This is a genomic window from Gordonia alkaliphila (assembly GCF_039542465.1).
GTDB lineage: Bacteria > Actinomycetota > Actinomycetes > Mycobacteriales > Mycobacteriaceae > Gordonia > Gordonia alkaliphila.
In genome coordinates this window covers 331,092-357,267 of record NZ_BAABIE010000001.1, presented here as the reverse complement: position 1 = coordinate 357,267, position 26,176 = coordinate 331,092, and the positions used below count along the sequence as shown (strand labels likewise).

Genomic DNA, 26,176 nt, shown 5'->3' with positions numbered 1-26,176 from the left:
AGTTCGACGGACCGCGGCTACTCGATGAGCCCCCGTTACTCGATCAGCTCAGTATTGCGGTCGACGATGCCGTCGCGATTCATGTCCGCGTGTCGCGGGTGCTTGGCGTCCCACCGCAGCAGCGCCCCGCCCAGCACCGCCGCCAGCAGCGAGCCGAACAGAATGCCGACCTTGGCCGCGGACGTGTGACTCTCCGCCGCTCCGCCGGTGAACGACAACTCGGCGATCAGCAGCGCGACGGTGAAGCCGATGCCGCACAGCAGGCCGATCGGCACGAGGTCGCGCACGCCGATCGCGTCCGGCAGGCGCAGCGGCGTCGCGCGGGTCACCACCCAGGTCGTGCCGAGCACACCGGCCACCTTGCCGACCACCAGTGCCACCACGATGCCGATGCTGACCGGCTGCACCAGGTCGTCGCCGCCGACCACCGTCACACCGGCCGCGGCGAACGCGAACAGCGGCAATGCGATGCCCGACGACCACGGCGTCAGCACTCGGCTGCCGGTGATGGTGCGCGGCAGGATCTCCCCGTGCAGTGCCACCGCCGGCACGGTGAAGCCGAGCAGCACGCCGGCCACGGTCGCGTGCACACCCGAGGCGTGCACGAAGGCCCAGGCGACCAGCGCGATCGGCAGCAGCAGCCACCAGAAGAAGATCCGCTGCCGGACCAGGAAACCGAAGACGACGACGCAGCCCAGGCCCGCGGCGAGCATGCCGAAGTCGATGCTCTCGGTGTAGACCGTCGCGATCACGATGATGCCGAGCAGGTCGTCGACCACCGCCAGGGTCATCAGGAACACGCGCAGGGCGATCGGCAGGCCGCGCCCGAAGACCGCGAGGACCGCCAGGGCGAACGCGATGTCGGTGGCCGCGGGGATCGCCCAGCCGTGCGTGGCATCGGGGGCGGTGGGGGCGACGATCGCCAGATAGAAGAGCGCGGGCACCACCATGCCGCCGACCGCGGCCGCGACCGGAACGCCGGCGCGACGCGGGTTACGGAGACTGCCCGCCACGAACTCGTGCTTGAGTTCCATGCCGACCACGAAGAAGAAGATCGCGAGCAGCCCGTCGGCGGCCCACTGCGACAGGGACAGGTTCAGGTGCAGCGCCGACGGCCCCACCTCGATCGCCAGCAGCGACGCATAGCTGTCGCGCCACGGCGAGTTCGCCCAGATCAGAGCAACCACGGCGGCGGTGAACAACAAGATCCCGCCGCTCACATCGCGGGCGATCCAGCCCTTGAAACGTCCGGTGAATTTGAGCGGTGCCATGTGGACATCCTTCCATCGACAGGCCCCGGCTGTGGAAACGAGACTGCACAGGCCAGCTCCGGAGCCGTACGTTCCGGACATGAGACAACCGCCGTGGCAGCGCCGTCGTCCCCGGTCACGGCACCTGCGCGCGGTCACGGTGCGACGCGCCGCCGCCGTGTCCCTGCTGCTGTGCGCCACTGCCCTGCTGCTCGTCGATCGCAGCCAGGTACGCACCGACGCCGTGGTCGTCGCCGCGCACGACCTCCGCCCCGGGCAGGTGCTCACCGCAGGCGACGTGGCCCTCACCGAGGTGCCCGCCGGCAGCGCGTTGCCCGGGACGTTGCACGAGGCCGCCGCCGCCGTCGGCAGTACCGTGTCCGGTGCCGTGACCGAGGGCGAGGCGATCACCAGCACCCGGTTGCTCTCGTCCCGGCTGCCCGCCGCGCTCACCGGCGACCCGCGCGCCCGCTTGGTGTCGGTTCGTCCGGCCGACCCGGCGGTGACCGGTCTGCTGCGCACCGGTGACGTGGTGGATGTGGTCGACGAGGACGCGAACGTACTGGCCGCGGGGGCCGTCGTCGCTGTTCCGGCCGAGCCGATCCTGCTGGCGGTCCCCGAGACGGCCGCGCGACGCGTCGCCGCAGCAGGCCTCGTTAATGCACTGACGCTGGTGTTTCACTGAGTTACACTCAGTCCCGTGCTCAAGGGATTCAAGGAATTCATCCTTCGGGGGAACGTCGTCGAGCTGGCCACCGCCGTCATCATCGGCGCCGCCTTCACCGCGATCGTCACTGCATTCACCGACAAGATCATCGCCCCGCTGCTGGCCGCTATTCCGACCGGCCAGGACTGTGGTCAGACGATGGACACCGGCGGGGAGACGGCCCAGAGCGCCGCCGTGCAGGTCTGTGGCCTCTCCTACCAACTGAACGACGCCGACGCCGCGACCAAGATGGACTTCGGCGCCGTCATCGCCGCCGGAATCAACTTCGTGATCGTCGCCGCGGTGGTCTACTTCATCATCATCGTGCCGTACAACAAGCTCAACGAGCTGGCCGCGCTGCGTCGCGGCGCCGACGCCGGCGAAGAGGCCGAGGAGACCGAGGTCGGTCTGCTCACCGAGATCCGCGACCTGCTGGCCGCGTCGGACGCCGCTCCGGCCGCGAGCCTCGGCGGCGGCCTGCCGTCCCCGGCCGGGGACAACCTCCCGCCGGCCGACGGACCGCGCCACTCGCGCTGACCCGACCTGCTCGACGAACCGTCGTCCGCGCCTCTTCCGGGGGTGCGGACGACGGTTTTTTCGATGGGCAGGGTACCCTTAGTCCGACAGGTGTACGCCGCACCACATCAGCTTTCAGGAGATACACCATGACCGTTGCTTCGCTCGCCCCCTCCGAACTCGTCATCCTGCCGCTGTCCGCGGCGATGAAGCAGGGCTCGGCGAACGAACACGAGCAGGCGGAGCAGTCCGCGTTCATGGACGCGCTGCTCGGCGGTCGGGTCAGCAAGGCCGGCTACCTCGCCTACCTGCGCACACTGCGCCCGGTCTACGCCGCGCTGGAGAGCGTGGGCCGCGACCTGGCCGCCGATCCGATCGTCGCGCCGATCTTCGACGCCGGGCTCGATCGCCTCGCCTCGATCGATGCCGACCTCGAGCAGTGGGCGCCCGGTGAGGACCAGTCGATCGAGTCGCCCGCCGCCGACGCCTACGCCGCCGCGATCACCGAGTCGGCGTCGTGGCCCGGCCTGTACGTGGCCCACCACTACACCCGCTACCTCGGCGACCTGTCCGGCGGCCAGGCCGTCGGCGCTCTGGTGAACCGGGCCTTCGACCTCGACGGCAAGGGCCTGGACTTCTACGACTTCGCCGAGATCGGCAAGAACAAGCCGTACAAGGACGACTACCGCACCAACCTCGACGCCATCGGCGCCGAGCTGTCGGAGACCGACCGTCTGCGCGTGGTCGACGAGGTCTGCAAGGCGTTCCAGCTGAACCAGGGCCTGTTCGCCGAGCTCGCCGGCAAGCTGGAACTGCCCGCGAACTAGTCGGCCAGGACCCCGGTGCGGAAGAAGTCCGCCAGCTGCGCGGCATACGGCGCCGGGTCCAGGCCCTCGCCGGCGACCCACTCGTCGGAGTAGTACTTGTCCAGGTACCGGTCCCCCGAGTCACAGAGCAGGGCGACGACGCTGCCGCTGCGCCCCTCGTGGAGCATCTCCGCGCAGATCCGGTAGGCGGCCCACAGGCCCGTGCCGGTGGACCCACCGACGCGTCGGCCCGTCGTCGCCTCCAACTGCCGCAGTGCGGCGATCGTGGCGGCATCGGGCACCACCATCATGCGGTCGATCGCGGTCGGTAGAAAGCTGGGTTCCACGCGCTGGCGTCCGATGCCTTCGATCCGCGAGCCGACGTCGGTCCGGGTGCTCGCATCCCGGTCGCGCCAGCCGGGAAAGAAGGCCGAGTTCTCTGGATCGGCGACGCAGACGCCCGTGCGCCGTCCCGTATAGGCCAGATAGCGCGCCATGGTGGCCGACGTCCCGCCGGTGCCCGCGGTGGCCACGATCCACTCCGGCTCGGGGAAGCGTTCCAGAGACAGCTGCGCGAAGATCGACTCGGCGATGTTGTTGTTGCCCCGCCAGTCGGTGGCCCGTTCCGCGAAGGTGAACTGGTCCATGTAGTGCCCGCCGGTCTCGGCAGCGAGCTGCTGAGCCACCTCGTAGACGCGGCTGGGATCGGCGACGAGGTGGCAGTCGCCGCCCTCGCGTTCGATGAGGTCGATCTTCTGCCGGCTGGTGCTCTCGGCCATCACCGCGATGAATCCGACGCCGATCAGCTTCGCGAAGTAGGCCTCGGACACCGCCGTCGACCCGCTGGAGGCCTCGATCACCGGCGCGTCCCGCCGGATCCAACCGTTGCAGAGTCCGTACAGGAACAGCGATCGCGCGAGCCGATGTTTGAGCGACCCGGTCGGGTGCGTCGACTCGTCCTTCAGATACAGGTCGATGTTCCACTCGGCGGGCAGCGGGACCGCGATCAGATTGGTGTCCGCGGACCGATTGGCCTCGGCCTGAATCCTGCGAACCGACTCGGCCACCCATCCGCGGTGGTCGGCGTCGTAGCGGTTGAGGTCGACGGTGGATCCCATACCGCTGATCCTGCCACGGGCAGCCCTGTCCCTACCGAACAGTGCGGCCACGCCCGGATCCGGGCGTGGCTGCACTGTGGGTTCGTGGGTCGGGGTCAGCCGATACTGAACGGCCGACCGTAGAGGGTGATGTTGCCCTTGTAGTCGTCAGTCGCGACCTTCACGTTCACGAGCGCTCGCGCCTGGGCGAAGCCCGCGCAGCCGTCGACGCCGAAGCGCTCCTGGCTGTAGGCCACCCCGCCGCGCTGGCCGGTGAAGGTGAAGCTCTCGACGGGCTGGCCGCCGATCGACGCCTTGATCACCGGGACGAACTTCGCCGCACCCGGAGCCAGCGTGAAGCCGCCACCGACACCGGAGCCCTTATTGAGCGGCGTGTCGATCGGGATGGGAGTTCCATCCGGTCCCGGCACCGAGGTGGAGAACTGGTCCTTGGAGAGGCTGGTCAGGCCGATGTTGCCGTTCGACCTAGCCCCGAAGTCGAGCTGGCAGCCGATCAGGTAGCCGGTGGTCACCGTGCCGCCCTTGAGTGAGCCGGTGGTGGTGACGCGGACCTTGCCCGAGACATGCACCTCGCGACTGGTCGGCACGTGGGCGACCGGTCGCTGCACCGTGAAACTCTCGTCGAACAGGCGGATCGAGACGCTGCCGCCGGGGACCTTCTTGGCGCCCGAGGCGCCCGGAAGCGGTGCGGCTTCCGCGGTGCCGGTCGTCACGACACCGGTGGCCAGCGTGCCGACCACCGCCGCAGCAGCGACCAATCCGAGCGTGCGTTTGCGCGCAATCATCATCTGCTATCCGAGGCTGAAGGGCTTGCCGTACATGGTGATGTTGCCCTTGAAGGTGTCGGTGGAGACCTTCACGGTCACCTTCGCCATGCCTTCGGCATGCCCCGCACAGCCGTCGACGCCGAAGCGCTCCTGGCTGTAGGCGACGCCGCCGCGGGCCTGATTGAAGTCGAAGCTGTCGACGGGATTGCCGCCGATGGACGCCTTGATGATCGGCACGTATGCCGCCTTGCCCGGCGCCAGAGCGACACCGCCCGACAAGTTGGTACCCGAGTTGTTCAGGTTCGCCATCCAGTCCTGCGGATGATTGTTCTGGCCGAAGTCGTAGGGCGCCGTGTATGCAATGCCGCCGCCTGCCTTCGCGCCGAAGTTCAGCTGGCAGCCGACGAGGTAGCCGACGTTGATGTTGCCGCCCTTGACACCGCCCTTGGTGGTGACGGCGACCTTGCCGGAAACCTGCACCTCGCGGGAGGTGGGGACGTTGGTCACCGCGCGGGTGATGCGCGCCGACTCGTCGAACAGGCGGATGGTGACGCTGCCTTCATCGAAGCTGCGGGTCTTGGTCGCACCCGGCAGGTTCTTGGCCTCGGCCACACCCGCGGTGACGCCGGTGAGGGCGATCATCGCGGCGCCGGCCACGGCGACGGGGGCCACGACGCGCTTGGTCAGATTCTTCATGTCAGGGTCCTTTTCGCGAGTGGCGGATCAGTTGAGGCTGAAGGGCTTGCCGTACAGGCTCGACTGCACGAAACCGCTGTTGCCGGAGAGGGTGCCGTCAGCGGTGGACATGCCGTCGGCCGCCATCACGGTGACCACCGAGCGGGCCGACGCGTAGCCGCCGCACTGCTGGACGTCGATGTGGAAGCTGTCGACCATGAGGGTGGCCTTGCCCTTGGTGATGGACATGTTGTCGCTGCGGATCAGCGCGACCTGCCCCGGCATGAGGGGCACCGAGATGGACCCGCTGAGCGACGAGGTGAGGCCGATGGATCCGCTCATACCGCCCTTGAGTCCGGTGATGTCCACCTGGCAACCGACGAGGTAGCCGACGCTCATGGTGCCGACACCCTTGTTCAGGGTGGCCTTGTAGGTGCCGGAGACGGCGGCGGCGCGGCCGGCGCCGTTGTTGGCGACCGACGGCATCGGGTAGGCGCGCTCACCGGTGCGCTTGATGGTCACCACCTGGCCGTCGATGCCGGACGACTTCTTGGAGCCGTTGGGCAGCTTCGCGGCATCCGCGGTGCCCGCGCCGGTGAGCAGGGTGGTCGCGCCGAGCGCACCGATCGTCGCGGCGATCAGGGACGAACGCAGGAAATGCTTGCGCATGGTAATTCTCCTCGCTGGTCAGCAGCGCGCACGGCATGACGGTGTGCGACGCCAGTCGAGAGAAACCGTATCCGATGTGTCACGCCGCTCACCATCAGCCTGAGAAATTCCCGTCAATCAGAGGAATAGTCCTCGATGATACGGATAAGGAGGTGCGACCAGCGGCAGCACGCCGCGTGCCCGATAGCCGGTGGCCACGGCCTAGCCGTGGTGCGGCGGGGTGTTCTGCTCGTACCAATCGCGTCCGCGCGCGGTGTGAGCAGACTCACCCGCGTCCGCCGTCGTTTCCGGGACCAGATCCCCGAAAACCGCGTCGAGACGACGCCGTCGCTCCCACTCCGCCTCGGCCGGAACGTCGCTCTCGCCCGTCGGCGGCGCGGCGTCGTCCCTAGAATTCACTGACCTGATCGATGATGAAGCGCGAGAGCGGGATGAGGGTCGCCATGCCGTCGCGGACGGCCGCCCGAGAATCTGCGAGGTTCACCACCAGGGTCTGCCCGGAGATACCGGCCAGACCGCGGGAGAGGCCGCCGTCGGTGGCTCCGGCGGACAGCCCGGACGAACGCAGCGCCTCCTCGATGCCGCGGAGCCGGCGGTCGAGCAGCGGTTCGGTGGCTTCCGGCGTCACATCGCGCGCACGCACGCCGACACCGCCCACCGAGACCACGAGGTCCACGCCGCCGATCACGGCGGTGTTGAGCGCGTTGCGGATCTCCACTTCGTCGCCGAACACCGCGACGGTGGCATCGACGTGGAAGTGTCCCTCTTCCAACAGCTCTCCGACGAGGGCACCCAGCCGACTCGGGTCGCCGTCTTCGGCGATGCGGTCGTCGACCACCACCACCAGTGCGCGAAGCAGCGGCTCCGCGGGCTCGGCCGCGCTGTCGATCAGGTCACGGGCGGCGGCGTCGGCCTCTGCGTCTGCTGCGTCGATCATGTCGAACCTCTCCTCGCTCCGAGCCGACCGAAATCGGCTCAGGACTCTCCTAGTTTCACGGTAACCGTCTGTTCGCGGCCCTGGTGGGTGTAGGTGATCTTGACCGTCTCACCCGGAACCTGCGAGCGGATCGAGGCCACCAGGGCCTCGGACGAGACGATCTTGGTGTCGTTCACCGCGGTAATGAGGGCGCCCTCGGGAATCCGGGCCTCCGCCGCGGGACCGTTCGCGACCACGCTCTGGACGAGCGCGCCGGGCTGGGTCGCATCCGGGCCCGGACGCACGTTGACGCCGAGATTGGCGCGCGTCACCTTCTGGCCGGCCATCAGCTGCTTGGCCACGCGCATCGCCTGATCGATCGGGATGGCGAAGCCGAGGCCGATGGAACCGACCTCGCCCTGCCCGCCACCCACGGTGGCGATCGCGGTGTTGATACCGATCAGCGCGCCCGACGAATTAACCAGGGCGCCACCGGAATTACCCGGGTTGATCGCGGCGTCCGTCTGGATCGCGTTGATCACCGATTCGATGGAGCCGTCGGCGCCGCCGGTGGTGACCGGACGGTTCAGCGCACTGATGATGCCGGTGGTGACCGTGCCTTCCAGGCCCAGCGGGGAACCGATGGCGATGACGTCCTGGCCCACCGAGAGGTTGTCGGACGCACCGAGCGTGATCGGCGTGAGACCGGAGCTGTCGGCCTTGATCACCGCGATGTCCGACGTCACGTCGACGCCGACGACGGTGGCCTTGGCCCGCGAGCCGTCGCTGTAGCTCACCAGCACGTTCTCCGCGGGCTTGTCGCCGCCGGCGAGGATCACGTGCGCGTTGGTCAGAATGGTGCCGTCGCTTTCCAGCACCACGCCCGAGCCGGACCCGCTCTGCCGACCGTTGGACACCCCGATGGACACCACCGAGGGCAGCACGCGCGCCGCCACGTCCTGCACCGAACCGGGCTTGGCCGGCGGCTGGGTGCTGACGCGGGTGCTCGGCGAACCGGCGAGCACCTCCGGTGCATCGGCGCCCGAATCGCCCCGCGTCGCGATGACGCCGACCACGCCGCCGAGCAGACCGGCGGCCAGCGCCAGGACGGCGACCATCGCCACCCACATCGGCCCGCGACCCTTCTTCTGCGGCCCGTCCGGTGCGCCCTGCTGCGGCGGCACCGGCGGCTGCGATCCGGGTGGCGGCGGCACCACCGGCTGCGCGCCGGTGTTCGGTCCATAGGGACCGACGCCCGCACCGTAGGCGAGCGTCGGTTGCGGCTGGTGCGGCGCGGGCTGCCGCGGGGGCGGTGCGCCGTACCCGGCCTGCTGGCCGTAGTGCGGTGCCGGGGGTACCGGAGGCATGCCGCTCGCGCCGGGCGCGGGGTGCCCGCCGGGGGGTGCGTACGGATTCGGATCGTCGTCGCGGGGTCCGCGGTCTGTCATGGCGTTCACCTTAGAAGGTTTTCCTGTGAGGGTGCTCAAGGGTTCCTGCCGACACGCCCAGAGCCCCACGGTCGACGATCAGCGGCGGACCAGCATCGGGTCGGGCTCGGTGTGCACCGGACTGCCCGGCAGCGTGATCCGGATCAGAGCGCCGCCCTGCTCCGACTGGCCGGCCGAAACGGTGCCGCCCAGGCGCACCACCACCTGGCGCACGATCGCCAGGCCCAGGCCGGACCCGGGCATCGAGCGCGTCGCCGCGGCCCGATAGAAGCGCTCGAAGACCAGCTCGCGATCCTCCGGCGGAATGCCGGGACCGGCGTCGGCCACCGTGAGCTCGGCGATCTCCGGACCGGTCTGACGCAGACGGATCTGCACCGCGCGGCCCGGCGGACTCCACTTGGCGGCGTTGTCCAGGACGTTCAACACCGCGCGGGACAAGCCGGCGGCCTCGCCGAAGACGAACCACGGCTGCGTGTCCATCTCGAAATCGACGTCGGTGCGACGACGCCGCACTCGCACCAGCGCCTCCTCGATCACCTCGGAGATCTCGCACTCCTCGAAGACCGCGGTGGACGAATCGTCGCGGGCCAGGTCCACGAGGTCGCCGACGAGGGTGGACAGCTCCTCGATCTGCGCCATCACGTCCGATCGCAGTTCGATCATGTCGGCGGCCGGGACCTGACGGGCCCCCGGCTCGGAGGCGGCGATGAGCAGTTCCAGATTGGTGCGCAGCGAGGTGAGCGGCGTCTTCAGTTCGTGGCCGGCGTCGGCGACCAGCCGCGCCTGCTGATCGCGCGACGAGGCCAACGCGGCCAGCATGGCGTTGAACGATTCGGTGAGGCGGACCAGTTCGCCGGTGCCGCTGACCGGGATGGGACGCAGGTCCTGGGTTTTGGCGATCCGTTCGACGGCGCCGGTCAAGCGGGTCACCGGCCGCAGTCCGGCGCGGGCCACCGCGGTGCCCGCGGCCGCCGCGAACGCGACACCGATGCCGCCGGCCACGAAGAGCACCGAGGCCAGTCGGTTGAGGATCGCGTCGGTGCGGTCCAGGCTCTGCGCCAGCACCAGGGTGCTGCCGTCGGACAGCTTGCGCGCCAGCACCCGGTGGTTGCCGACCGTCCGCAGGCTCTGGGCCGGACTGTCCCCGGGGTCGGACGTGGCGATCTCGCGTTCGACGGACTCGAACGGAACCTCGCCGACGCTGAAGACGCGGCCGTTGGGCTGCACCAGCGCGATGGTGATGTTGGTGGAGAACACCGTGCCGGTCAGGAGTCGGCTCGGCTCCGACAGCTGACCGGTGTTGGCCAGCACCGTCATGCCGTCGGCGCGCACGGTGAGCTGAGAGTCGACGTCCTGGTACAGCGCGCGATAGACGAAGACGTAGGTCGCGCCCGCCATCAGGGTGGCCGACAGCACCACCACGGCCGCGACGAGCAGGGCCACCCGGGTGCGCAGGGACACCCCGCGAGTCAGCGCGAGGGGGCTGCGCATGGGGCGACCGGAAGTCCGGGAACTCACGCCGGCACGACCTGCCTCACGGCGCGTTCTCGCGCAGCACGTAGCCGACGCCGCGCACGGTGTGAATCAGTCGGGTCTCGCCGTCGGCTTCGGTCTTGCGTCGCAGGTAGCCGATGTAGACCTCCAGCGCGTTGCCGGACGTCGGGAAGTCGTAGCCCCACACCTCTTCGAGGATCCGGCTGCGGGTGAGCACCCGGCGGGCGTTGGCCATCAGCATCTCCAGCAGCGCGAACTCGGTGCGGGTCAGACTGATCTGCCGCTCGCCGCGCGTCACCTCCCGGGTCACCGGGTCGAGCGTCAGGTCCTCGAAGGTGATCGCCTCGGAGTCGAGGTCGTCCTCGCGGGTGGTGCGTCGGGACAGCGCGCGCAGCCGGGCCAGCAGTTCCTCCATAGCGAACGGCTTGGGCAGGTAGTCGTCGGCACCGGCGTCCAGGCCGCTGACCCGCTCGGACACCGAGTCGCGGGCGGTCAGCACCAGGATCGGGAGGTCGTCGCCGGCCGCGCGCAGACGACGGCACACTTCCAGCCCGTCCAGGCGCGGCATCATCACGTCGAGCACTATCAGGTCCGGCCGGTCGGCCACCACCTTCTCGAGTGCTTCGAGTCCGTCGCCCGCCGTCTCCACGGTGTACCCGTTGAAGGTCAGGGACCGCCGCAGGGACTCGCGGACGGCCCGGTCGTCGTCGACCACAAGGATGCGCATGCCTACAGTCTTATCCCTCCGGGCTTAGAGCGCACTGAGGGCGCGCCGCACATCCGCGGTCAGCGACGACGACGCCCGGCCGCGGCGAGCATGTCGGACAGCTCGGTGAACTTCACGCGCGGGCGCCCCTGTTCCCGGCCCCGCTCACGCTCGGACCGATCGATCGCCGCGATGCCGCGGTAGCCGACCACCGCGCGCTGCCGGGTGCGCAACAGCGCCTCGAACTCGTCGGCGGTGGCCGCGGTCCGGTCCAGGGACCCGGCCGCCGCGTCCTCCAGGAACTTCTCCACGGTCGCGACGGCGTGCAGCTTGTTGGCGCCGATGCCGCCGACCGCGCCGCGACCGGCCCAGCCGAGCACGTAGACGCCCTGCAGCACGGCGCCGGCGTCGTCGAGCATCCGGCCCTCGTCGTTCGGAAACGTGCCGCGGTCGTGATCGAACGGCAGCCCGGCGATGGGCGACGACCGGTACCCGATCGAGCGCACCAGCAGATCGGCGGCCACGTGGTGCTCGCGACCGGCGGTCGCGACGGTGACGTTCTCGACGCGGCCGGCACCCTCGGCGCGCACCGGCGCGGAGTGGAAGAGGAAGACGATGCGTCGTCGCGCCGGGTCGGCCGGGCCGCTCAGGTCCGGGATCGGGCCGTCGGCGGCGTCGTGCACCACCACCTGCACACCGTCGATCACCGAGAGTGCGCGGTATTCGGCGGCCGAGTAGGCGGCCGAATCGGGGCCGCGGCGTCCCAGCACCACCACCTCGTGGAGGTTCTGCTCGGCGAGCAGCGCCAGCGCCCGATCGGCGATGTCGGTGCGCGCCAACTGTTCCGGCGGCGACACCAGAATGCGCGCCACGTCGAGGGCGACGTTGCCGGTGCCCACGATCACCGCGCGGCCGCTGCCGCCGGCGGCCAACGGCGGACCGTCGGCGCCGGGCACCGCGTTGTACCAGGCCACCAACTCGGTGGCCGACGTCGATCCGGGCAGCTCCTCCCCCGGAATGCCCAGTGCCTTCGGGTGCGCGGCGCCGACCGCGTAGAACACGGCGTCGAAGTGCTCGGCGAGTTCGGCCGGCGTCACCTCGCCGGCCGCGACGTCGCCGCCGATCCGGACGTTGGTCGCCATGGTCACCGCACGATCGCGGTACAGCCGGTCGAACGTGGCCATCACGTCCTTGGTGCTCGGATGATCGGGCGCGACCCCGGCCCGGACCAGTCCGCCCGGCGTGGGCAGCGCGTCGAACACGGTGATCCGCGCCCGGGTGCGGTTGAGCAGGGTCCGCAGGGCGTAGCCGCCGGACGGGCCGGTCCCGACCACGGCCACCCGCAGACCGTCCGGCAGCCGCGGAATGTCGGGGTAGACCACGTCGGTCCAGCCCGAGGTGATGTCCGGGTTCGCCGCGTAATAGTCGGCGTTGACCTCCGCGAACACCCGGTCCCGCGGCGCGAGGTTCTCGATCGGGAAGATCGCGTTGACCGGGCAGGCGTCGGCGCAGGCGCCGCAGTCGATGCAGGCCACCGGGTCGATGTGCAGGATCTCCGAGGTGCCGAAGCCGCGTTCTTCCGGCGTCGGATGGATGCAGTTCACCGGGCACACCGAAACGCAGGCGGCGTCGCTGCAGCAGGACTGGGTGATGACGAAAGCCACGGGGGCCTCTCAGATCATGTGGGCCTTGCGGTAGAACCGCAGGGCCGGCTTGGTGAGCAGTCCGACCTCGTCGAGGAACTCCATCAGGTGCGTGCAACTGCTGCGGATCATCGAGTGGAAGTGCGCGTTGCCTGCCGCTTCCCGACGGGCACGGGCGACGTCGAGCCCCGCGTCGGCGTAGGCCTGCGGCTGGATCAGGCTCTCGACGATGAGCGAGGCGCCCAGCGCCACCGACAGCGCGCTGGCGTGCCGCCGCTTGGCACTGATGCCCTGCATGGATGCGCGGACCTCCTCGCGCGCGAACTTCATGTGCCGCGACTCTTCGAGCACGTGGATCTCGTTGATGGTCCGGATGAACGGCAGCACCCGGTCGTCGCGCATGCAGCCGCGCTGGAACACGTCGAGCACTTCCTCGGCGACGAGGATCCCGGCGTAGGCCACTTCGTCCTTGGCGATCAGTTTGAAGAGCTTGCCGAGGCGGCCGATCTTCGGGTGCGGGTGATACGAGCGACCGACCATCTTCTCCGAGGCCTTCGCGAACATCAGCGAGTGCCGGCATTCGTCGGCCACTTCGATCAGGGCGAACTGGAACTCGGGGCTGTGGTACTCGCCGAGGTACTGGTCGGTGATCACCATCTGCTGCAGGATCATCTCGAACCAGATCCCGATGCACATGATCGACGCGAACTCGTGGCGGGTGAGCGCGATGCGCTGCTCGGTCGTGAGCTCGTCCCAGTAGTCGGTGCCGTAGAGCGACGACCACTCCGGGCTGCAGCCGTACTTGTCCGGCTCCATCGGCAACGACCAGTCGATCTCGGTCATCGCGTTGCGGGACAGCCGGGCGGCCGACGCGAGGAGTCGTTCGGCGACCTCGTCGGGCCCCTGATCGGGACGGCTCACCGCGGTCTCGCCCACCCCTGTTCCCAGGGCCGGATCCCGCTCGATGGCAGCAGTCATGGTGTTCCACTCCTTGTCGCACTCGGGCTGTGACACAGCTAACCGTTACAACGCTTATTGTCACCGTAGCACCTGCTTGCGCACGTAGAAAGGGTCTGGAAACCTACTCGGCAGTAAGGTTGGGTGGACGCGACCGCGTCCGCCGCGGGACGAGCGGAGGACACCATGGGATCGATCTTCATTTCCGGCGGAGCAGCGGGTATCGGCCTGGCGACGGCCAAACGCTTCGCCCGCGAGGGCTGGACCGTGGGCGTCTACGACGTGAGCGAGGAGGCCCTGGCCGCGGTGCGCGAGCAGCACCCCGACTTCGTCACCGGCACCCTCGACGTCCGCGACGCCGACCAGTGGGACGCCGCCCTGGCGGACTTCACCGCGCACACCGGCGGGCAACTCGACGTGCTCGACAACAACGCCGGCGTGCTGGTCTCCGGCGACCTGGCCGAGCTGACACCGGCCGCGGTCAAGGCGCAGATCGACATCGACGCGCTGGGCGTCGCACTCGGCGCGCAGGCCGCCCACCGCTACCTGGCCGCCACCCCGGGTTCGCACCTGGTGAACATCGCCTCGGCGTCGGCCATCTACGGCCAGCCCGGAATCGCGGTCTACAGCGCCACCAAGTTCTTCGTCGCCGGCCTCACCGAGGCACTGGAGCTGGAGTGGCAGAACGACGACATCCGCGTGGTGTCGATCTGGCCGCTGTGGGCCAAGACCGCCCTCGCCCAGACCGACGCGAAGACCACCAAGACCCTCGGCGTCCGGCTGACCGCCGACGACGTGGCCGAGAAGGTCTGGGAGTCGGTGCACCCGAACGCCGTGGACCGGCTGACCCGGCGCACCAGCTACTCGGTGGGCGCGCAGACCACCGTGCTGAGCAACGCCGCCAAGTTCATTCCGAACAGCGTGAACCGCCTGGTCAACAAGGCCCTCGCCCAGTAGCGACCACCCGGCACACGCCGGAAACGAAAAGAACCGCTACCGACCCGGAGGTCGGTAGCGGTTCTTTGTGCTTGAGTTCGCTCAGCGGCGGTCGAGGTCGACCAGGCCCAGCTGCGCAGCCTTGACCAGGCGACGCGGGATCCGGTGGGTCACACCGTTGACCTTCTCCTCCTGCAGGGGAGCGTTGTCCGCCTTCCACTGCGAACGACGACTGCGGGTGTTAGCCCGCGACATCCGGCGCTTCGGTACTGCCATGGTTCCAGCCCTTCTCTTACGTGCTTACTTTCGTGCGCGAGTGGGGTTCGGTGAGACCGATCCGGCCGACTCGCGACCATTGCTCGCTAGGCACGCCCCGCTATTTCACGCGACGCGCAACTTGAACAGACTAACCGGTCAGCGCCGGGTCCTGCAAAACGGCGTCGGGGCACTACCATCACCGGGGTGTCAGGCGTCGCCTCCGGATTCACCGTCATCTTCATCGTGGTGGGCATCGGCTACGTCCTCGGGCGCACGCGTGTGCTCGGCGACCAGGCCGTCACCGTGCTGGCCCGCATGGTCTTCTTCGTCTGCACGCCGGCCCTGATGATCACCTCGCTGTCGAGCAACGACCTGTCGGTGGTGTTCTCCTCCACGCTGGCCGTCGCCGCGATCACCGCCGTCGCCACCGGCGCACTCTACTTCGCCGTGGTGCGCCTGGTGTGGCGCCGCGCGATCCCCGACGCGGTGATCGGCGCGCTGTCGTCGTCGTACGTCAACAGCGTGAATCTGGGTCTGCCGATCGCCATCTTCGTGCTCGACGATGCCTCGTTCATCGCTCCGCTGCTGCTGTTCCAGATCATGCTGTACTCCCCCATCGCCCTGGTGACGCTGGATCTCACGGCGCTCGACGCCGCGCACCGGCGCTCGCTGTGGCGCACGGTGGCCACGCCGGTGAGCAATCCGATCGTGATCGGCGGGCTGATCGGTCTCGCACTGTCGTTGGCCGGTATCCGCCTGCCCGAGCCGGTGTTCTCGCCGCTGGACATGCTCGGCCAGGCGTCGGTGCCGCTGGCGCTGCTCGCCTTCGGGCTGTCGTTGACCGGGGTGCAGGTGTTCGCCAAGGGCGCGAGTCCGCGCCGGGACACCGCGTTGGCCGCCGCCGGGAAGATGGCCGTGATGCCGGCTCTGGCCTACGTGCTGGCGCGTTGGGGATTCGGCATGACCGGACCGGCACTGTTCGCGCAGGTGGTGATCGCGGCGCTCCCGACCGCGCAGAACGTCTTGGTCTACGCCACGCGGTACGGCCGCGGCGAGATCCTCGCCCGCGACAGCGCGCTGGTGACCACCCTGCTCTCGATCCCGATCATCGCCCTCCTGGCGGCGGTCTTGGCCTAGAACGAGCGTTGCCGTCTGCTGCAGTCACATACTGACTGCAGCAGACGGCAACGCCGAGGAAAGTGCGGGCGGATCAGTTGGGACGACGCGGACCCAGGTTCTGGCCGCGGGGCGCGCGTTCGGTGTCTACACCGCCCATCAGGGCGAAGCCGGTGACGATCACGCGCGGCGCGCCCGGTCGGCCGGCGCCGGCACCGCGGCCGGAGAAGCCGCCCATGATGCCGGTGCCGTGGACTTCGACGGTCACGTCTTCGGGCACCACAATGCGGATGCCGCCCATGATCGCGCGGCACGCGATGGTCAGCACCGGCGCGGTGAACTCCACGTCGCGCAGATCGATCTCGACGCCGCCCATCAGCGAGAAGGCCGTCAGGTGTCCGGCGACCACGGCGCCGCCGCCGATCGAGCCGCCGGACAGGATGCCCGACACGCGCGTCACCGGGGCCGCGCCCGAGGTGCTCACCGACGTCTCGTCCAGCCGGCCGCTGACCACTGCGCCGCCCAGGCGATCCATCGGCAGATCCGCACAGAGTGCGTCAAGTTCGGCCAGGGTCACGGCCGCCAACGCGGTACCCGCGCGCTCGGTGAACTCCTCCGGCGACAGCGCACCCACGCTCATCGCCGCGGCGAGGATGGCGTTGGCCTCTTCGCGATCGGCCGTGCTGGCCCGCGTCCGTCCTCGCACGTCGTTGCCGAGCGGGACCGGAAAGTACTTGGCGCCATGCGGTTCCTGGGTCACAGGCTCCACCCTAATGGGTGCGGCGTGCGACCGGGCGGCGCCGCGGATCAGCGGGAGCGAAGGTAGTCGCCGACCACCGCGGCGCCCAGACCGTCGAGGTCCGGACTCACCACGCGGCCGCCGATGCGACGGGCGATCTGGTCGATGAAGCGAGCCAGGCCGGGGTCGTCGCCCAGCTTGAAGAAGGTGATCTGGGCGCCCATCCGCGAGATGTGGTCGAGTTCGCGGACGGTGAGACCGATGGTCTGCGGATGCGGCGGATAGAAGAAGAACGGCTGGCCGTCCGGCTCCAGGTGCGCGGTGGGTTCACCGTCGGTCACCACCAGCACCACCGGCTGCGCGTTCGGGAAGCGACGCAGATGCCGCTGGGCCAGCATCAGGGCGTGGTGCAGGTTGGTGCCCTGCTCCATGCGCGGTTCCAGGCCGGTCAGCTCGCCCACCGAGGTGTCCCGCGCATAGCGCCCGAACTCGATCAGGTGGAGTTCGTCGGATCGGAAACGCGTGGAGATCAAGTGATTGAGCGCGAGCGCCGTGCGCTTCATCGGCGTCCAGCGGCCCTCCATCACCATCGAGAACGACGTGTCGACGAGCAGCACGACGGCCGACTGCGGCCGCGCCTCGGTGTCGGTCACCTCCACGTCGCCCATCTCGATCCGCACGCCACCGGAAGCCATGGCGGCCAAGGCGTCGGCACCGTTCGGTGCCGACGACACCGTGCGCAGCACCGCGTTCGAAAGTGTGCGCGTCACATCCCAGGGTTCGGTGTCCCCGTACGCCCACTCGCGGGTGGCGCCGGTCAGTTCGCCGAGGCGGCCCGCGGTGTCCGCGCGACGCTCCCCCGAGCGCGACGACAGTTGCGCCGCAATGTCTTTCAGGATCGACTCGCCCAGCTGCCGCATCGCCTTCGGCGACAGACCCAGCCGGCCGTCCGGATCGCGTTGGAAGAAGCCCTGCTCCCGCAGCGCCCGATCCAACTCGGCGAGGGTGCGCGCGTCGGCGGCGGCCTCGTCGCCGAGCTGCCGCGCGAGGGCGTCCAGGTCGAGGTCTTCCATCTGCGCGCCCGCGTAGGCCTGGGACAGCTGTTCGGCCAACTCCTCCAGTTCGCCGATGTCGCGCAACGCGGCGGCGCCCTCGCCCATGCCCATCGACTGATCACCCGAGAACTCCTGCGACCCATCCCAATTCAGGTCCGGACGCGCTTCACGCAGGGCGGAGTCCATCTGCGACAGCTGGTTCATCAGGGCCGGCGAGCCGAAGGCCTGCTGCGAGAGCGCGGCCAACTCGGCCTGCTGCTCCGGACTGAGGGAGTTGAAGAACTGTTGCGCCGCAGCGGATCTGCGCGCCAGGTCGTCGATCAGCTCCTCGGTGTTCTGCGGATTCTCCGGGAAGAACTCACCGTGTTTGTCCATGAACTGTTCGAAGGCCTCGGTGGTGTCCTCGCCGCGATTGTGCGCGTCGAGCAGCTCGTTGAGGTCGGCGAGCATCTCCGAGATCTGTTGCCGGTCTTCGTCGCTAGCCCCCTCCAGGGCCTGCTTCATGCCCGCGAAGCGCTGGTCGAGCGCTTCCCGGCCGAGCAGGTCGGAGATCTGCTGGTACTTCTCCCGCGCCTCCTGGCTGCGCCACTGATAGTCCTGCAGCTCCCGGACGGCCTGGGCGGTGGAGGCCGGCAGGCTGCCGATCTGCATCTCGGCCAGGCGGGCGTCGTCGTCCAGGTCCCGGGCGAGCTGCTTGCGTTCGGCCAGGACCGCGTCGTCGAGCAGCTTGCGGATCTCTTCGAAGGTCCCGTCCAGGTTCCGCGATTTCAGCAGCTCCCGGCGGCGGCGGTTCGCCATCTCGGCGAGTCGATCGAGGCCGCGCGTCGTCGAGCCGCCGCGGCGCAGGAACTCGCGCAGCGCGCGGTCCGGCGAGGTTCCACCCATCACGTCGTCGCCGATGGCCGCGAGTGCCTCCCGCAGATCCACCGGCGGCGCCAGCGGATCGGGGCCGCCGGTGTACCGCTGGTAGCGGGAGCGATGGTGCCGGTTGGTGGTCATGATCAGTCGATTTCGGTGTCGACCGACTCCACGCGGTACACGGTGCGACCGCGCTCGTCGGGTTCCTTGCCGATGCGACGGGCCAGGTACAGCCCTTCCAGCGCGAACTCGACGCCGCTGGCCCGCTCGGCCTCCTCGAGCTCGAGACGTTCGACGAGCTGATCGAGCACCTCGACGACCTCCGGGTCCTCGCCCAACGCGGCGATGACCTCGGCGGCCGGCACGCGGTCGCCGGTCAGCACGGCGTCGCCGCTCTCCAAGCGGTCCACCAGCGGGCGCAGGTCGAGGCCGCCCAGGTCGGCGCGGACCGCGTCGGCGGTGGCCTTGCGCAGCAGGTAGTCGAGGATCTCGAGCTCACGGCCCTCTTCGCCGGACTCGAACTCCACCTTGCCGCGCAGCACCTCCACCACGGATTCGAGATCCACCGGGCGGGCCACCGCGAGTTCTTCGCCGACCACGGTCGCACGGTGCAGGGCGGCCGCGGCGACGGTCTCGGCGCCGGCGATCGAGAAGCGCGCCGAGACGCCGGACCGCTGATCGATCGACGGATGCTCGCGCAGGTAGCGCGTGAAGCGCGCCAGGATGCCGATCAGGAACGACGGCACCGTGGCCACCAGATCGGCTTCCTGCTCGATCACGTCCACCTCGTCGTCGAGCTCCAGCGGATAGTGGGTGCGGATCTCGGCGCCGAAGCGGTCCTTGAGCGGCGTGATGATGCGGCCGCGGTTGGTGTAGTCCTCCGGGTTGGCGCTGGCCATGACGAGCACGTCGAGCGGCAGCCGCAGGTTGTAGCCGCGGACCTGGATGTCGCGCTCCTCCATCACGTTCAGCATGGAGACCTGGATGCGCTCGGCGAGGTCGGGCAGCTCGTTGATCACGATGAGGCCGCGGTGCGCGCGCGGGATGAGCCCGAAGTGGATGGTCTCCGGGTCGCCCAGGCTGCGGCCCTGCGCCACCTTCATGGGGTCGATGTCGCCCACGAGGTCGGCGACCGAGGTGTCCGGCGTCGCCAGCTTCTCGCTGTAGCGCTCGCTGCGGTGCCGCCATTCGATCGGCAGGTCGTCGCCTGATTCCGTTGCACGACGGCGCGATTCGGGCAGGATCGGATCGTACGGGTGCTCGTCGAGCTCGGAACCGGCGATCACCGGGGTCCACTCGTCGAGCAGGTTCACCAGGGTGCGCAGCAGGCGGGTCTTGCCCTGGCCGCGCTCGCCCAGCATCACCACGTCGTGCCCGGCGATCAGCGCCCGCTCGAGCTGCGGGATGACCGTCGCCTCGAAGCCGACGATGCCCTCCCACGGGTCGTCGCCCGCGCGCAGCGCGGTCAGCAGGTTGTGGCGGATCTCGTCCCGGACGTCGCGCCGGCGATGGTCACTGGCGCGCAGTTCGCCGAGCGTCGCGGCGGTGGGAGCGGGATTGGCAGCGGTATCGATCACAGTCTCCGAGGGCACGCCGCCCACGCTACCCGTCCGCGCCACGACGGGGTTCGGGTCAGCAGAGGGCCTGCATCGTCGACCCTTCCGGGCGTAGCATCGCGGCATGGCATGGGACGCATTGGACCTGTACACCCACGGCCTCGACTTCTTCTCCGAAGTGGTCGACGCGGTACCCGTCGACAGTTGGAACCGCGCCTCCCCGTGCGCGGGATGGACAGGGAAGGACGTTCTCGGCCACGTCGGCGCAGGGACCGAGATGGGCATCGCGATCCTGTCCGGCAAGCCGATGGCCTACGAGGCCGTCGATCCGCCCGGCAGTGTGGTGCCCGACGATCCCGCCTCCTGGTGGCGCGACCTGGCCGCCGCAGCGCGCACCGCCCTGGCGACCGTCGAGGACCTCGATCGAGTGGTCGAGTCGCCGGCCGGTCCGCGGTCGGTGCGCGACGGGCTGTCGTTCCCTGGGGTGGATCTGTTCCTGCACGGCTGGGATCTCGCGGCCGCCACCGGGCAGAAGGTGGAACTCCCCGCGGAGGCCATCGCGTTCACCGAGCAGATGTTCACGCACATCCCCGATGAGGTGAGCCGGCAGCCCGGAGTCTTCGGACCGGCGCTCGAAGCGCCCGCGGACGCTTCGGCCACGGACCGGTTGCTGTCGTTCACTGGGCGCGACCCGTCGTTCTAGCCCAAGCCGTCGACCAGGGTCTGCAGTTTGGCGTAGCCCTGGTCCACGCCGACTTCCATGCCCGACTTCAGCCAGGCATCGCGACCCTCGAGCGAGTCGACCAGCGACTGCGCATGCAGTCGGGTCCACCCGTCGCCGAGGTCCTCGAAGCGCAGGGTTTCCAGGGAGACGTCGTCGGGCATGCCTTCGAAGGTGAAGGTCTGCACGATCAGGCCCTCGCGCACGGTGTGGAAGCAGCCGCGGAAGCCGTACTCCTCGCCGCCCTCCGGCGCACCGCTCGGGCGAGCGACGTACCGCCACTCCCCGCCGTCGCGCGCGTCCCAGGCCTGCACCAGGGTGTCGAGGCCGTCCGGCCCCACCCAGCGCGCGAAGAGTTCGGGGTCGGTGTGCGCCCGGTGCAGCTGCGCGGGCGTCGCGCGGAAGTCGCGCGTGATGCGGATGAGCGGCAGATTCGGGTCGGCCTCGATGGTGGCCTTCTCGATACGTGTAGCAGTCATGACACTTTTCCTGTCTGTTCGTCGGGCTCCGGCTGTTCCGATTCCTCGTGGCCGAACTCCTGCGCGAGGACGGCGTCCAGGCGCTGGTAGCGCTCCTCCGCGCGACGGCGGTAGCGCTCGATCCAGCCGGTCATCATGTCGAAGACTTCGGCTTCGAGGCGCACCGGTCGTCGTTGGGCGTCACGGCTGCGACTGACCAGGCCTGCCTCCTCGAGCACCTTCAGGTGCCGAGACACCGCTTGCAGACTGATGTCGTACGGCGCCGCCAGGTCGCTGACGGTGGCTTCACCGTCGGTGAGGCGCGCGACGATGTCGCGGCGGGTCGGATCGGCGAGCGCGGCGAACGCGCGGGAGAGTTGATCACTCATGTCCGGCATCTCCCAATCGCCCATGTTCAACACGTTTGTTGAATACGAGTGAACGCCTCCACAACCGGATTGTCAACACTTTTGTTGAATACGGCCGGAAGAGGTCAGTCGTGGTCGCCGTCGACGTAGAACCAGCGACCGCCTTCACGCACGAAGCGACTGAGTTCGTGCAGCCGGCCTCGACCGTTCGCGTCGCGATAGACGGCGGTGAACTCGACCGTGCCGCGGTCGTCGAACGGACCACCCGCCGCCGTCGCCTCGACGGCCAGGTGCAGCCAGCGCTGGTCGGGATCCAGCCCCACCCCGACGGGGCGGGTGCTCGGATGCCAGGTGGCGAGCAGGTAGTCCTCATCCCCCACCGCGAAGGCGGTGAAGCGGCTGCACATCAGCGCCCGCGCGGTGGGCGCGACAGCCTCGCCGGCCAAGTACCGCCCGCAGCACGCCGCCAGCACTTCCCCGCTGCCACACGGGCATCTCGTCGAGTCGTTCACGCCCGCCACGCTACGTTCCCGCCCATAGGATCGACATGCGCCCAGGTGAAAGGCCCGCCAAAATCTTTCGAAAAAAGTTTCGACGAACTGTTGTGCGAACACAATATGAGGCGTAACTTGGAGCTAGACGATGCGGATACCTCTGCCCGTCTGCCGAATCGAGTGGCTGCCGCGACCGACCGTCACGCAGCTCGACCGGTTCACCGCTGTACTCGTTCTCCTACCCGGAGGTGCCCACTCGTGGACGCAGCAGATCTGACCGAACTCGCCGACATCATGGTCGACGACGTCACCGACAACGACGGTGACGACAACCTCGCACACTTCCTCGCACGTGTTCGCGCGGTCGACGACGACCGGGAACTGCTCGCGGTCGCGGCGGCCCTGCTGCGGTTGCGGAACGTGGTCGACTATTCGGTGGGAGCGGTGTGTGCGGCGATCGAACGCAGCGGTTTGCCCGCCCGCAAGCACGTACGCTCCGCGGCCGCGATCGTCACCGAACTCGGTGCAGCACCCGCGGTCGCGCACCGAGCGGTCCGCATCGGATGGGCGATCGCCGACGAAGGCCTCCGGGCGGTGACCCGTGGAATCCGCGACGGTGCGGTGTCCGCCGAGAAGGGCGACGCGGTCGTCACCGGCATCGGCCACGTCGAAGGCCGCGTCGTCGACCTCTCCGACGAGGACCGCGCGCGCGTGGTGCATTCGCTGATAGTGCAGACGACTCCGGCGCGCGTGAAGGAGAAGGCCCGCGCGTGGGCCATCAAACTCGCCCCGGTCGAGACCCCCGACGGACAGGTTCCCGTTGCGGAGCGCGACGACCTCAACGAGATGACGATGGACCGGACCGACGACGGCCGCGTCGCCGTGACGATCGACCTGGACACCGTGGCCGCAGAGGAACTGTTCGCCGCGCTGGATCCGCTGACCCGACCGGTTCCCGAACCGGACGGATCGAACGACAAGCGCTCCGCTAAGCGGCGACGAGCCGACGCGATGACCCAGGTGGTGCGGACCTACCTCGCACACTCTGAACGGCCGGAATCGGGCGGCGTTCTGCCGCACGTGACCTTGTCGGTGCCGGCGGCGGTGGTGATGAACGGGCAGGTGCTCGATTCGGTTGCGGGGCAGACGATTTCGATCCCGTTCGCCGGTTCCGATACCGCCGTGCCGTGGCTCGGCTTCGGCGGACCGATCTCCGCACGCACCGCAGAAGTGATCATGTGCGAGGCGTCGGTCGCGATCGCACTGCTCGACGACAACGGCTCCCCACTCAACGTCGGCCGCGAGAAGCGACTGTTCACGCCAGCCATCCGCAAAGCACTCGTCCTCCGTGATCGCGGCTGCGCGTTCCCCGGCTGCGGGCTACCGCCGTCCTGGTGCGACGGCCACCACGTGGACCATTGGGAGCACGGCGGGCAGACCTGCCTCGACAACGGTGTGCTGCTGTGCCGTCGTCACCACATGCTGATTCACCAAAGCGGATGGGAGGTGTTCATCGGCCACGACCGCCACCCCTGGTTCGTGCCACCGGCCGACCCCGAGCACCCGCAGCGCTTCCGGGAACCGATTCCGTCGAATGCCCGCCGGACTCTGACGTTGTTGCCCGGCGCGGCCTGAGTCCGTACCAGCGACGCCTGTTTCACGATCCGAAGTCCCAGCAGCACCAAAAGTGCTGTCCGCCAACAACTCTCGTATCACGCGAGATCTAGAACGTATCTGAATGCAGTGTCGGGAGAGATTTCCCGGCGCGATGTGTTGTTTGAGAATTCCATACTGCGAGCCCTTCGACGGGCTCAGGGACCGGCGAAGGGCGCCGGCCCTGGGCCCGCCGATAGGCGCTGCCCACGACCTGCCGTTGACAGCATCGCCCCCAGGTGTCATGGTTAGTTAGTCGAGTAACTAACCGAAGGACGCGGGCATGATCGACGACGGGCGGCCGCTGTTCCTGCAGATCGCCGACAGCATCGCCGACCAGATCATCGACGGCGACCTGCCCGAGGAGGGCCAGGCGCCGTCGACCAACGACCTGGCGCGCTTCTACCGGATCAACCCGGCCACCGCGGCCAAGGGTGTGAACCTCCTGGTGGACAAGGGCGTGCTGTACAAGCGACGCGGAATCGGGATGTTCGTCGCGACCGGCGCGCGGGACGTGCTGCGTGCCGAACGCAGCACCGCGCTCGCCGACCGCTTCCTCGACCCGCTCCTGGCAGAGGCGACCCGCCTCGGACTGAGCCGCCAGGACGTCATCGACCTCATCAACGCAAGGAGTTAAGGCATGTCTGACACAGACGCCGGCCCGGCCGTCCGAGTCCGCGAGTTGACCAAGAAGTACGGCCGCACCACCGTGCTCGACGCCATCGACTTCGACATCCCGCGCGACGTGATCTGCGGTCTGTTCGGCCGCAACGGCGCAGGCAAGACCACCCTCATGTCGATCCTCACCGCGCAGAACTTCGCGACCTCCGGTCGCGCGGAGATATTCGGCGGCCGGCCGTACGAGAACCCGCGCGTGCTGTAACGCCTGTGCTTCGTTCGGGAGGGCCAGCGCTACCCCGACGACGCGAAACCCAAGCACGCCTTCGCCACCGCCAAACTCTTCTTTCCGAACTGGAACGACGACCTCGCCGCCCAGCTCATCGAGGACTTCCGGCTGCCGGTGAATACCCGTATCAAGAAGCTCTCCCGCGGCCAGCACTCCGCGGTCGGCATCATCATCGGCCTGGCCTCCCGTGCCGAGATCACCTTCTTCGACGAGCCGTACCTCGGCCTGGACGCCGTCGCGCGGCAGATCTTCTACGACCGGCTGCTCGCCGATTACGCCGACCATCCGCGCACCGTCGTCATCTCCAGCCACCTCATCGACGAGATCGCCGACCTGATCGAGCAGGTACTGGTCCTCGACGACGCAAAGGTGGTGATCGACGAAGCCGCCGACGACCTGCGCAACCGCGCCGTCACCGTGGTCGGCCCGGAAACCGCAGTCGACGCATTCCTCGCCGGGCGCGACGAGCTGCACCGCGAACGCCTCGGGCACATCGTCTCCGTGACCGTGCTCGGTGGACTCGACAGCGACGAGCGAGACGCTGTGGTCCGCGCCGGGCTGTCCACGGTGCCCGTCTCCCTCCAAGACCTGATCGTGCGTCTGACGCAGGGTTCCGGCCCCGCCGACCTCGCGACGACCGCCTCCGGCTCCCCCGCCGATCTCCCGACAGGAGCGCAGCGATGAACCGCACCGCCAACGTGGTCCGTATGCAACTGATCAACCGCCAGACCTTCGTCTGGGTGCCCCTCCTGATTCTGTTCGCGTCGCTGGCGATCACCCTCGCGATCTACGGGATCATCACCGCTGCCGCCGGCCAGCCGATCACCGAGGCCATGTACAGCGGCGGTGTGCAGGCGCCGCTCTGGTACTTCGCCGTGGTGGGCGTGCAGGCACTGAACCTCGGGTTTCCGTTCTCCCAGGCATTGAGCGTGAGTCGGCGAGAGTTCTTCGACGGCACCATGCTCACCGCGGGCACCTCCGCGCTGGGTCTCGCCGCCATCTACCTGATCGGCGGCGTCATCGAGCAGGCCACCGACGGATGGTGGCTGGGCGGCTACTTCTTCCGCCTGCCCTGGATCTGGGATCAGGGACCGTGGGCGGCCGGTCTGTTCTACTTCGTCGCGGCCATGCTCGCGTTCATCGTCGGCGTGCTCGGCGCGACCGTCTACAAACGCTTCGGCATGCTGTGGGTGGTCCTGCTGCTCATCGGCGTAGCCGTCGCGCTGGTCCTCGCCGCGCTCGGGATCACGCTGGCCGACGGGTGGTCGACCGTCGGCCGCACGTTGGCGGGGTCCGAAGCCCTGTCCGTGGCGTTGATCGGCGCAGCGGTCGCCGCCGTGCTGGCCGGTCTGAGCTTCCTCACGCTGCGGCGCGCCACGCCCTGAC

The 26,176-nt window shown here is 69.0% G+C and carries 27 protein-coding genes and 1 pseudogene; 10 read left to right on the top strand and 18 right to left on the bottom strand.

From position 1 onward, the window contains the following. Positions 1–35: 35 nt before the first annotated feature. Positions 36–1,271 (bottom strand): Na+/H+ antiporter NhaA, encoded by a 1,236-nt coding sequence (gene nhaA / locus ABD989_RS01680; protein ID WP_345312181.1) that lies wholly within the window; start codon positions 1,269–1,271, stop codon positions 36–38. 79 nt (positions 1,272–1,350) lie between these two features. Between nhaA and ABD989_RS01675 the strand changes: the two genes are divergently transcribed. The 3 genes from ABD989_RS01675 to ABD989_RS01665 all read left to right on the top strand — a co-directional run bounded on the left by ABD989_RS01675 (position 1,351) and on the right by ABD989_RS01665 (position 3,299). Next, positions 1,351–1,935: an SAF domain-containing protein gene (locus ABD989_RS01675; protein ID WP_345312180.1), complete on the top strand. Its 585-nt coding sequence runs from the start codon at positions 1,351–1,353 to the stop codon at positions 1,933–1,935. 15 nt (positions 1,936–1,950) lie between these two features. Next, positions 1,951–2,493, top strand: a complete 543-nt coding sequence (locus ABD989_RS01670; RefSeq protein ID WP_372493180.1) for an MscL family protein — start codon at positions 1,951–1,953, stop codon at positions 2,491–2,493. Positions 2,494–2,621: 128 nt separating this feature from the next. Further along, on the top strand, positions 2,622–3,299 hold the full coding sequence (locus ABD989_RS01665) for a biliverdin-producing heme oxygenase (RefSeq protein ID WP_345312179.1): 678 nt from the start codon (positions 2,622–2,624) through the stop codon (positions 3,297–3,299). On the opposite strand, the gene ABD989_RS01660 is transcribed toward ABD989_RS01665, so the two are convergent. The 10 genes from ABD989_RS01660 to ABD989_RS01615 form a co-directional block, all read right to left on the bottom strand. Next, entirely contained in the window at positions 3,296–4,396 is a 1,101-nt protein-coding gene (locus ABD989_RS01660; protein WP_345312178.1) for a PLP-dependent cysteine synthase family protein, read from the bottom strand. The genes ABD989_RS01665 and ABD989_RS01660 overlap by 4 nt on opposite strands. A 95-nt stretch (positions 4,397–4,491) precedes the next feature. Then, a complete protein-coding gene (locus ABD989_RS01655; protein WP_345312177.1) occupies positions 4,492–5,181 on the bottom strand; it encodes an MspA family porin in 690 nt (229 codons plus the stop codon). A 6-nt stretch (positions 5,182–5,187) separates the two neighbouring features. Next, the gene (locus ABD989_RS01650) at positions 5,188–5,859 is read right to left on the bottom strand and encodes an MspA family porin (RefSeq protein ID WP_345312176.1); all 672 of its coding nucleotides are present in this window, start codon (positions 5,857–5,859) and stop codon (positions 5,188–5,190) included. Between the two features lie 27 nt (positions 5,860–5,886). Next, positions 5,887–6,507, bottom strand: a complete 621-nt coding sequence (locus ABD989_RS01645) for an MspA family porin (protein WP_345312175.1) — start codon at positions 6,505–6,507, stop codon at positions 5,887–5,889. Between the two features lie 388 nt (positions 6,508–6,895). Beyond that, positions 6,896–7,444: a MogA/MoaB family molybdenum cofactor biosynthesis protein gene (locus ABD989_RS01640; protein WP_246994255.1), complete on the bottom strand. Its 549-nt coding sequence runs from the start codon at positions 7,442–7,444 to the stop codon at positions 6,896–6,898. A gap of 38 nt (positions 7,445–7,482) precedes the next feature. Further along, on the bottom strand, positions 7,483–8,871 hold the full coding sequence (locus ABD989_RS01635; RefSeq protein WP_246994254.1) for a S1C family serine protease: 1,389 nt from the start codon (positions 8,869–8,871) through the stop codon (positions 7,483–7,485). Between the two features lie 78 nt (positions 8,872–8,949). Then, positions 8,950–10,362 (bottom strand): HAMP domain-containing sensor histidine kinase, encoded by a 1,413-nt coding sequence (locus ABD989_RS01630; RefSeq protein ID WP_246994252.1) that lies wholly within the window; start codon positions 10,360–10,362, stop codon positions 8,950–8,952. A 43-nt stretch (positions 10,363–10,405) separates the two neighbouring features. Then, positions 10,406–11,092, bottom strand: a complete 687-nt coding sequence (locus ABD989_RS01625; protein WP_345312174.1) for a response regulator transcription factor — start codon at positions 11,090–11,092, stop codon at positions 10,406–10,408. A gap of 59 nt (positions 11,093–11,151) precedes the next feature. Further along, positions 11,152–12,735 carry an FAD-dependent oxidoreductase gene (locus tag ABD989_RS01620; protein WP_345312173.1) on the bottom strand — a complete coding sequence of 528 codons (1,584 nt, stop codon included), beginning with the start codon at positions 12,733–12,735 and terminating at the stop codon, positions 11,152–11,154. A gap of 9 nt (positions 12,736–12,744) precedes the next feature. Then, positions 12,745–13,692, bottom strand: a complete 948-nt coding sequence (locus tag ABD989_RS01615) for an AurF N-oxygenase family protein (RefSeq protein WP_246994246.1) — start codon at positions 13,690–13,692, stop codon at positions 12,745–12,747. Positions 13,693–13,857: 165 nt separating this feature from the next. On the opposite strand from ABD989_RS01615, the gene ABD989_RS01610 reads away from it, so the two are divergent. Continuing rightward, positions 13,858–14,628, top strand: coding sequence for an SDR family oxidoreductase (locus tag ABD989_RS01610; RefSeq protein WP_345312172.1), 771 nt, complete (start codon positions 13,858–13,860; stop codon positions 14,626–14,628). Positions 14,629–14,709: 81 nt separating this feature from the next. On the opposite strand, the gene rpmF is transcribed toward ABD989_RS01610, so the two are convergent. Beyond that, positions 14,710–14,883 carry a 50S ribosomal protein L32 gene (gene rpmF, locus ABD989_RS01605; RefSeq protein WP_246994241.1) on the bottom strand — a complete coding sequence of 58 codons (174 nt, stop codon included), beginning with the start codon at positions 14,881–14,883 and terminating at the stop codon, positions 14,710–14,712. A gap of 186 nt (positions 14,884–15,069) precedes the next feature. On the opposite strand from rpmF, the gene ABD989_RS01600 reads away from it, so the two are divergent. Continuing rightward, complete coding sequence (locus ABD989_RS01600; RefSeq protein WP_345312171.1) at positions 15,070–16,002, top strand: AEC family transporter; 933 nt, start codon at positions 15,070–15,072, stop codon at positions 16,000–16,002. A gap of 73 nt (positions 16,003–16,075) precedes the next feature. Here ABD989_RS01600 and ABD989_RS01595 read toward each other — a convergent pair whose 3' ends face one another. Genes ABD989_RS01595 through ABD989_RS01585 form a run of 3 tightly spaced genes read right to left on the bottom strand, consistent with a single transcriptional unit; the run spans position 16,076 to position 20,225 of the window. Then, positions 16,076–16,741, bottom strand: a complete 666-nt coding sequence (locus ABD989_RS01595; protein ID WP_345312170.1) for a DUF1707 SHOCT-like domain-containing protein — start codon at positions 16,739–16,741, stop codon at positions 16,076–16,078. Between the two features lie 47 nt (positions 16,742–16,788). Next, complete coding sequence (locus ABD989_RS01590) at positions 16,789–18,774, bottom strand: VWA domain-containing protein (RefSeq protein ID WP_345312169.1); 1,986 nt, start codon at positions 18,772–18,774, stop codon at positions 16,789–16,791. Positions 18,775–18,776: 2 nt separating this feature from the next. Continuing rightward, a complete protein-coding gene (locus ABD989_RS01585; RefSeq protein ID WP_246994234.1) occupies positions 18,777–20,225 on the bottom strand; it encodes a sigma 54-interacting transcriptional regulator in 1,449 nt (482 codons plus the stop codon). Between the two features lie 88 nt (positions 20,226–20,313). Here ABD989_RS01585 and ABD989_RS01580 point away from each other — a divergent pair, with 88 nt between their 5' ends. Next, positions 20,314–20,892 (top strand): TIGR03086 family metal-binding protein, encoded by a 579-nt coding sequence (locus ABD989_RS01580; protein WP_345312168.1) that lies wholly within the window; start codon positions 20,314–20,316, stop codon positions 20,890–20,892. Here the strand turns inward: ABD989_RS01580 and ABD989_RS01575 are convergent. From ABD989_RS01575 to ABD989_RS01565, 3 genes are all read right to left on the bottom strand, one after another. Beyond that, positions 20,889–21,389: an SRPBCC domain-containing protein gene (locus ABD989_RS01575; RefSeq protein ID WP_246994225.1), complete on the bottom strand. Its 501-nt coding sequence runs from the start codon at positions 21,387–21,389 to the stop codon at positions 20,889–20,891. The genes ABD989_RS01580 and ABD989_RS01575 overlap by 4 nt on opposite strands. Continuing rightward, on the bottom strand, positions 21,386–21,757 hold the full coding sequence (locus ABD989_RS01570; protein WP_345312167.1) for an ArsR/SmtB family transcription factor: 372 nt from the start codon (positions 21,755–21,757) through the stop codon (positions 21,386–21,388). The genes ABD989_RS01575 and ABD989_RS01570 overlap by 4 nt, the downstream gene beginning before the upstream one ends. Positions 21,758–21,861: 104 nt before the next feature. Then, positions 21,862–22,257, bottom strand: a complete 396-nt coding sequence (locus tag ABD989_RS01565; protein ID WP_345312166.1) for a YchJ family protein — start codon at positions 22,255–22,257, stop codon at positions 21,862–21,864. A 231-nt stretch (positions 22,258–22,488) separates the two neighbouring features. Between ABD989_RS01565 and ABD989_RS01560 the strand changes: the two genes are divergently transcribed. From ABD989_RS01560 to ABD989_RS01545, 4 genes and pseudogenes are all read left to right on the top strand, one after another. After that, positions 22,489–23,865, top strand: a complete 1,377-nt coding sequence (locus ABD989_RS01560; RefSeq protein ID WP_345312165.1) for an HNH endonuclease signature motif containing protein — start codon at positions 22,489–22,491, stop codon at positions 23,863–23,865. Positions 23,866–24,166: 301 nt separating this feature from the next. After that, positions 24,167–24,520, top strand: a complete 354-nt coding sequence (locus tag ABD989_RS01555) for a GntR family transcriptional regulator (protein WP_345312164.1) — start codon at positions 24,167–24,169, stop codon at positions 24,518–24,520. A gap of 3 nt (positions 24,521–24,523) precedes the next feature. Beyond that, a pseudogene (locus ABD989_RS01550) lies at positions 24,524–25,474 on the top strand (ATP-binding cassette domain-containing protein). Beyond that, positions 25,471–26,175: a hypothetical protein gene (locus tag ABD989_RS01545; RefSeq protein WP_345312163.1), complete on the top strand. Its 705-nt coding sequence runs from the start codon at positions 25,471–25,473 to the stop codon at positions 26,173–26,175. Before ABD989_RS01550 ends, ABD989_RS01545 begins: the two are co-directional and overlap by 4 nt. Position 26,176: the final 1 nt, after the last annotated feature.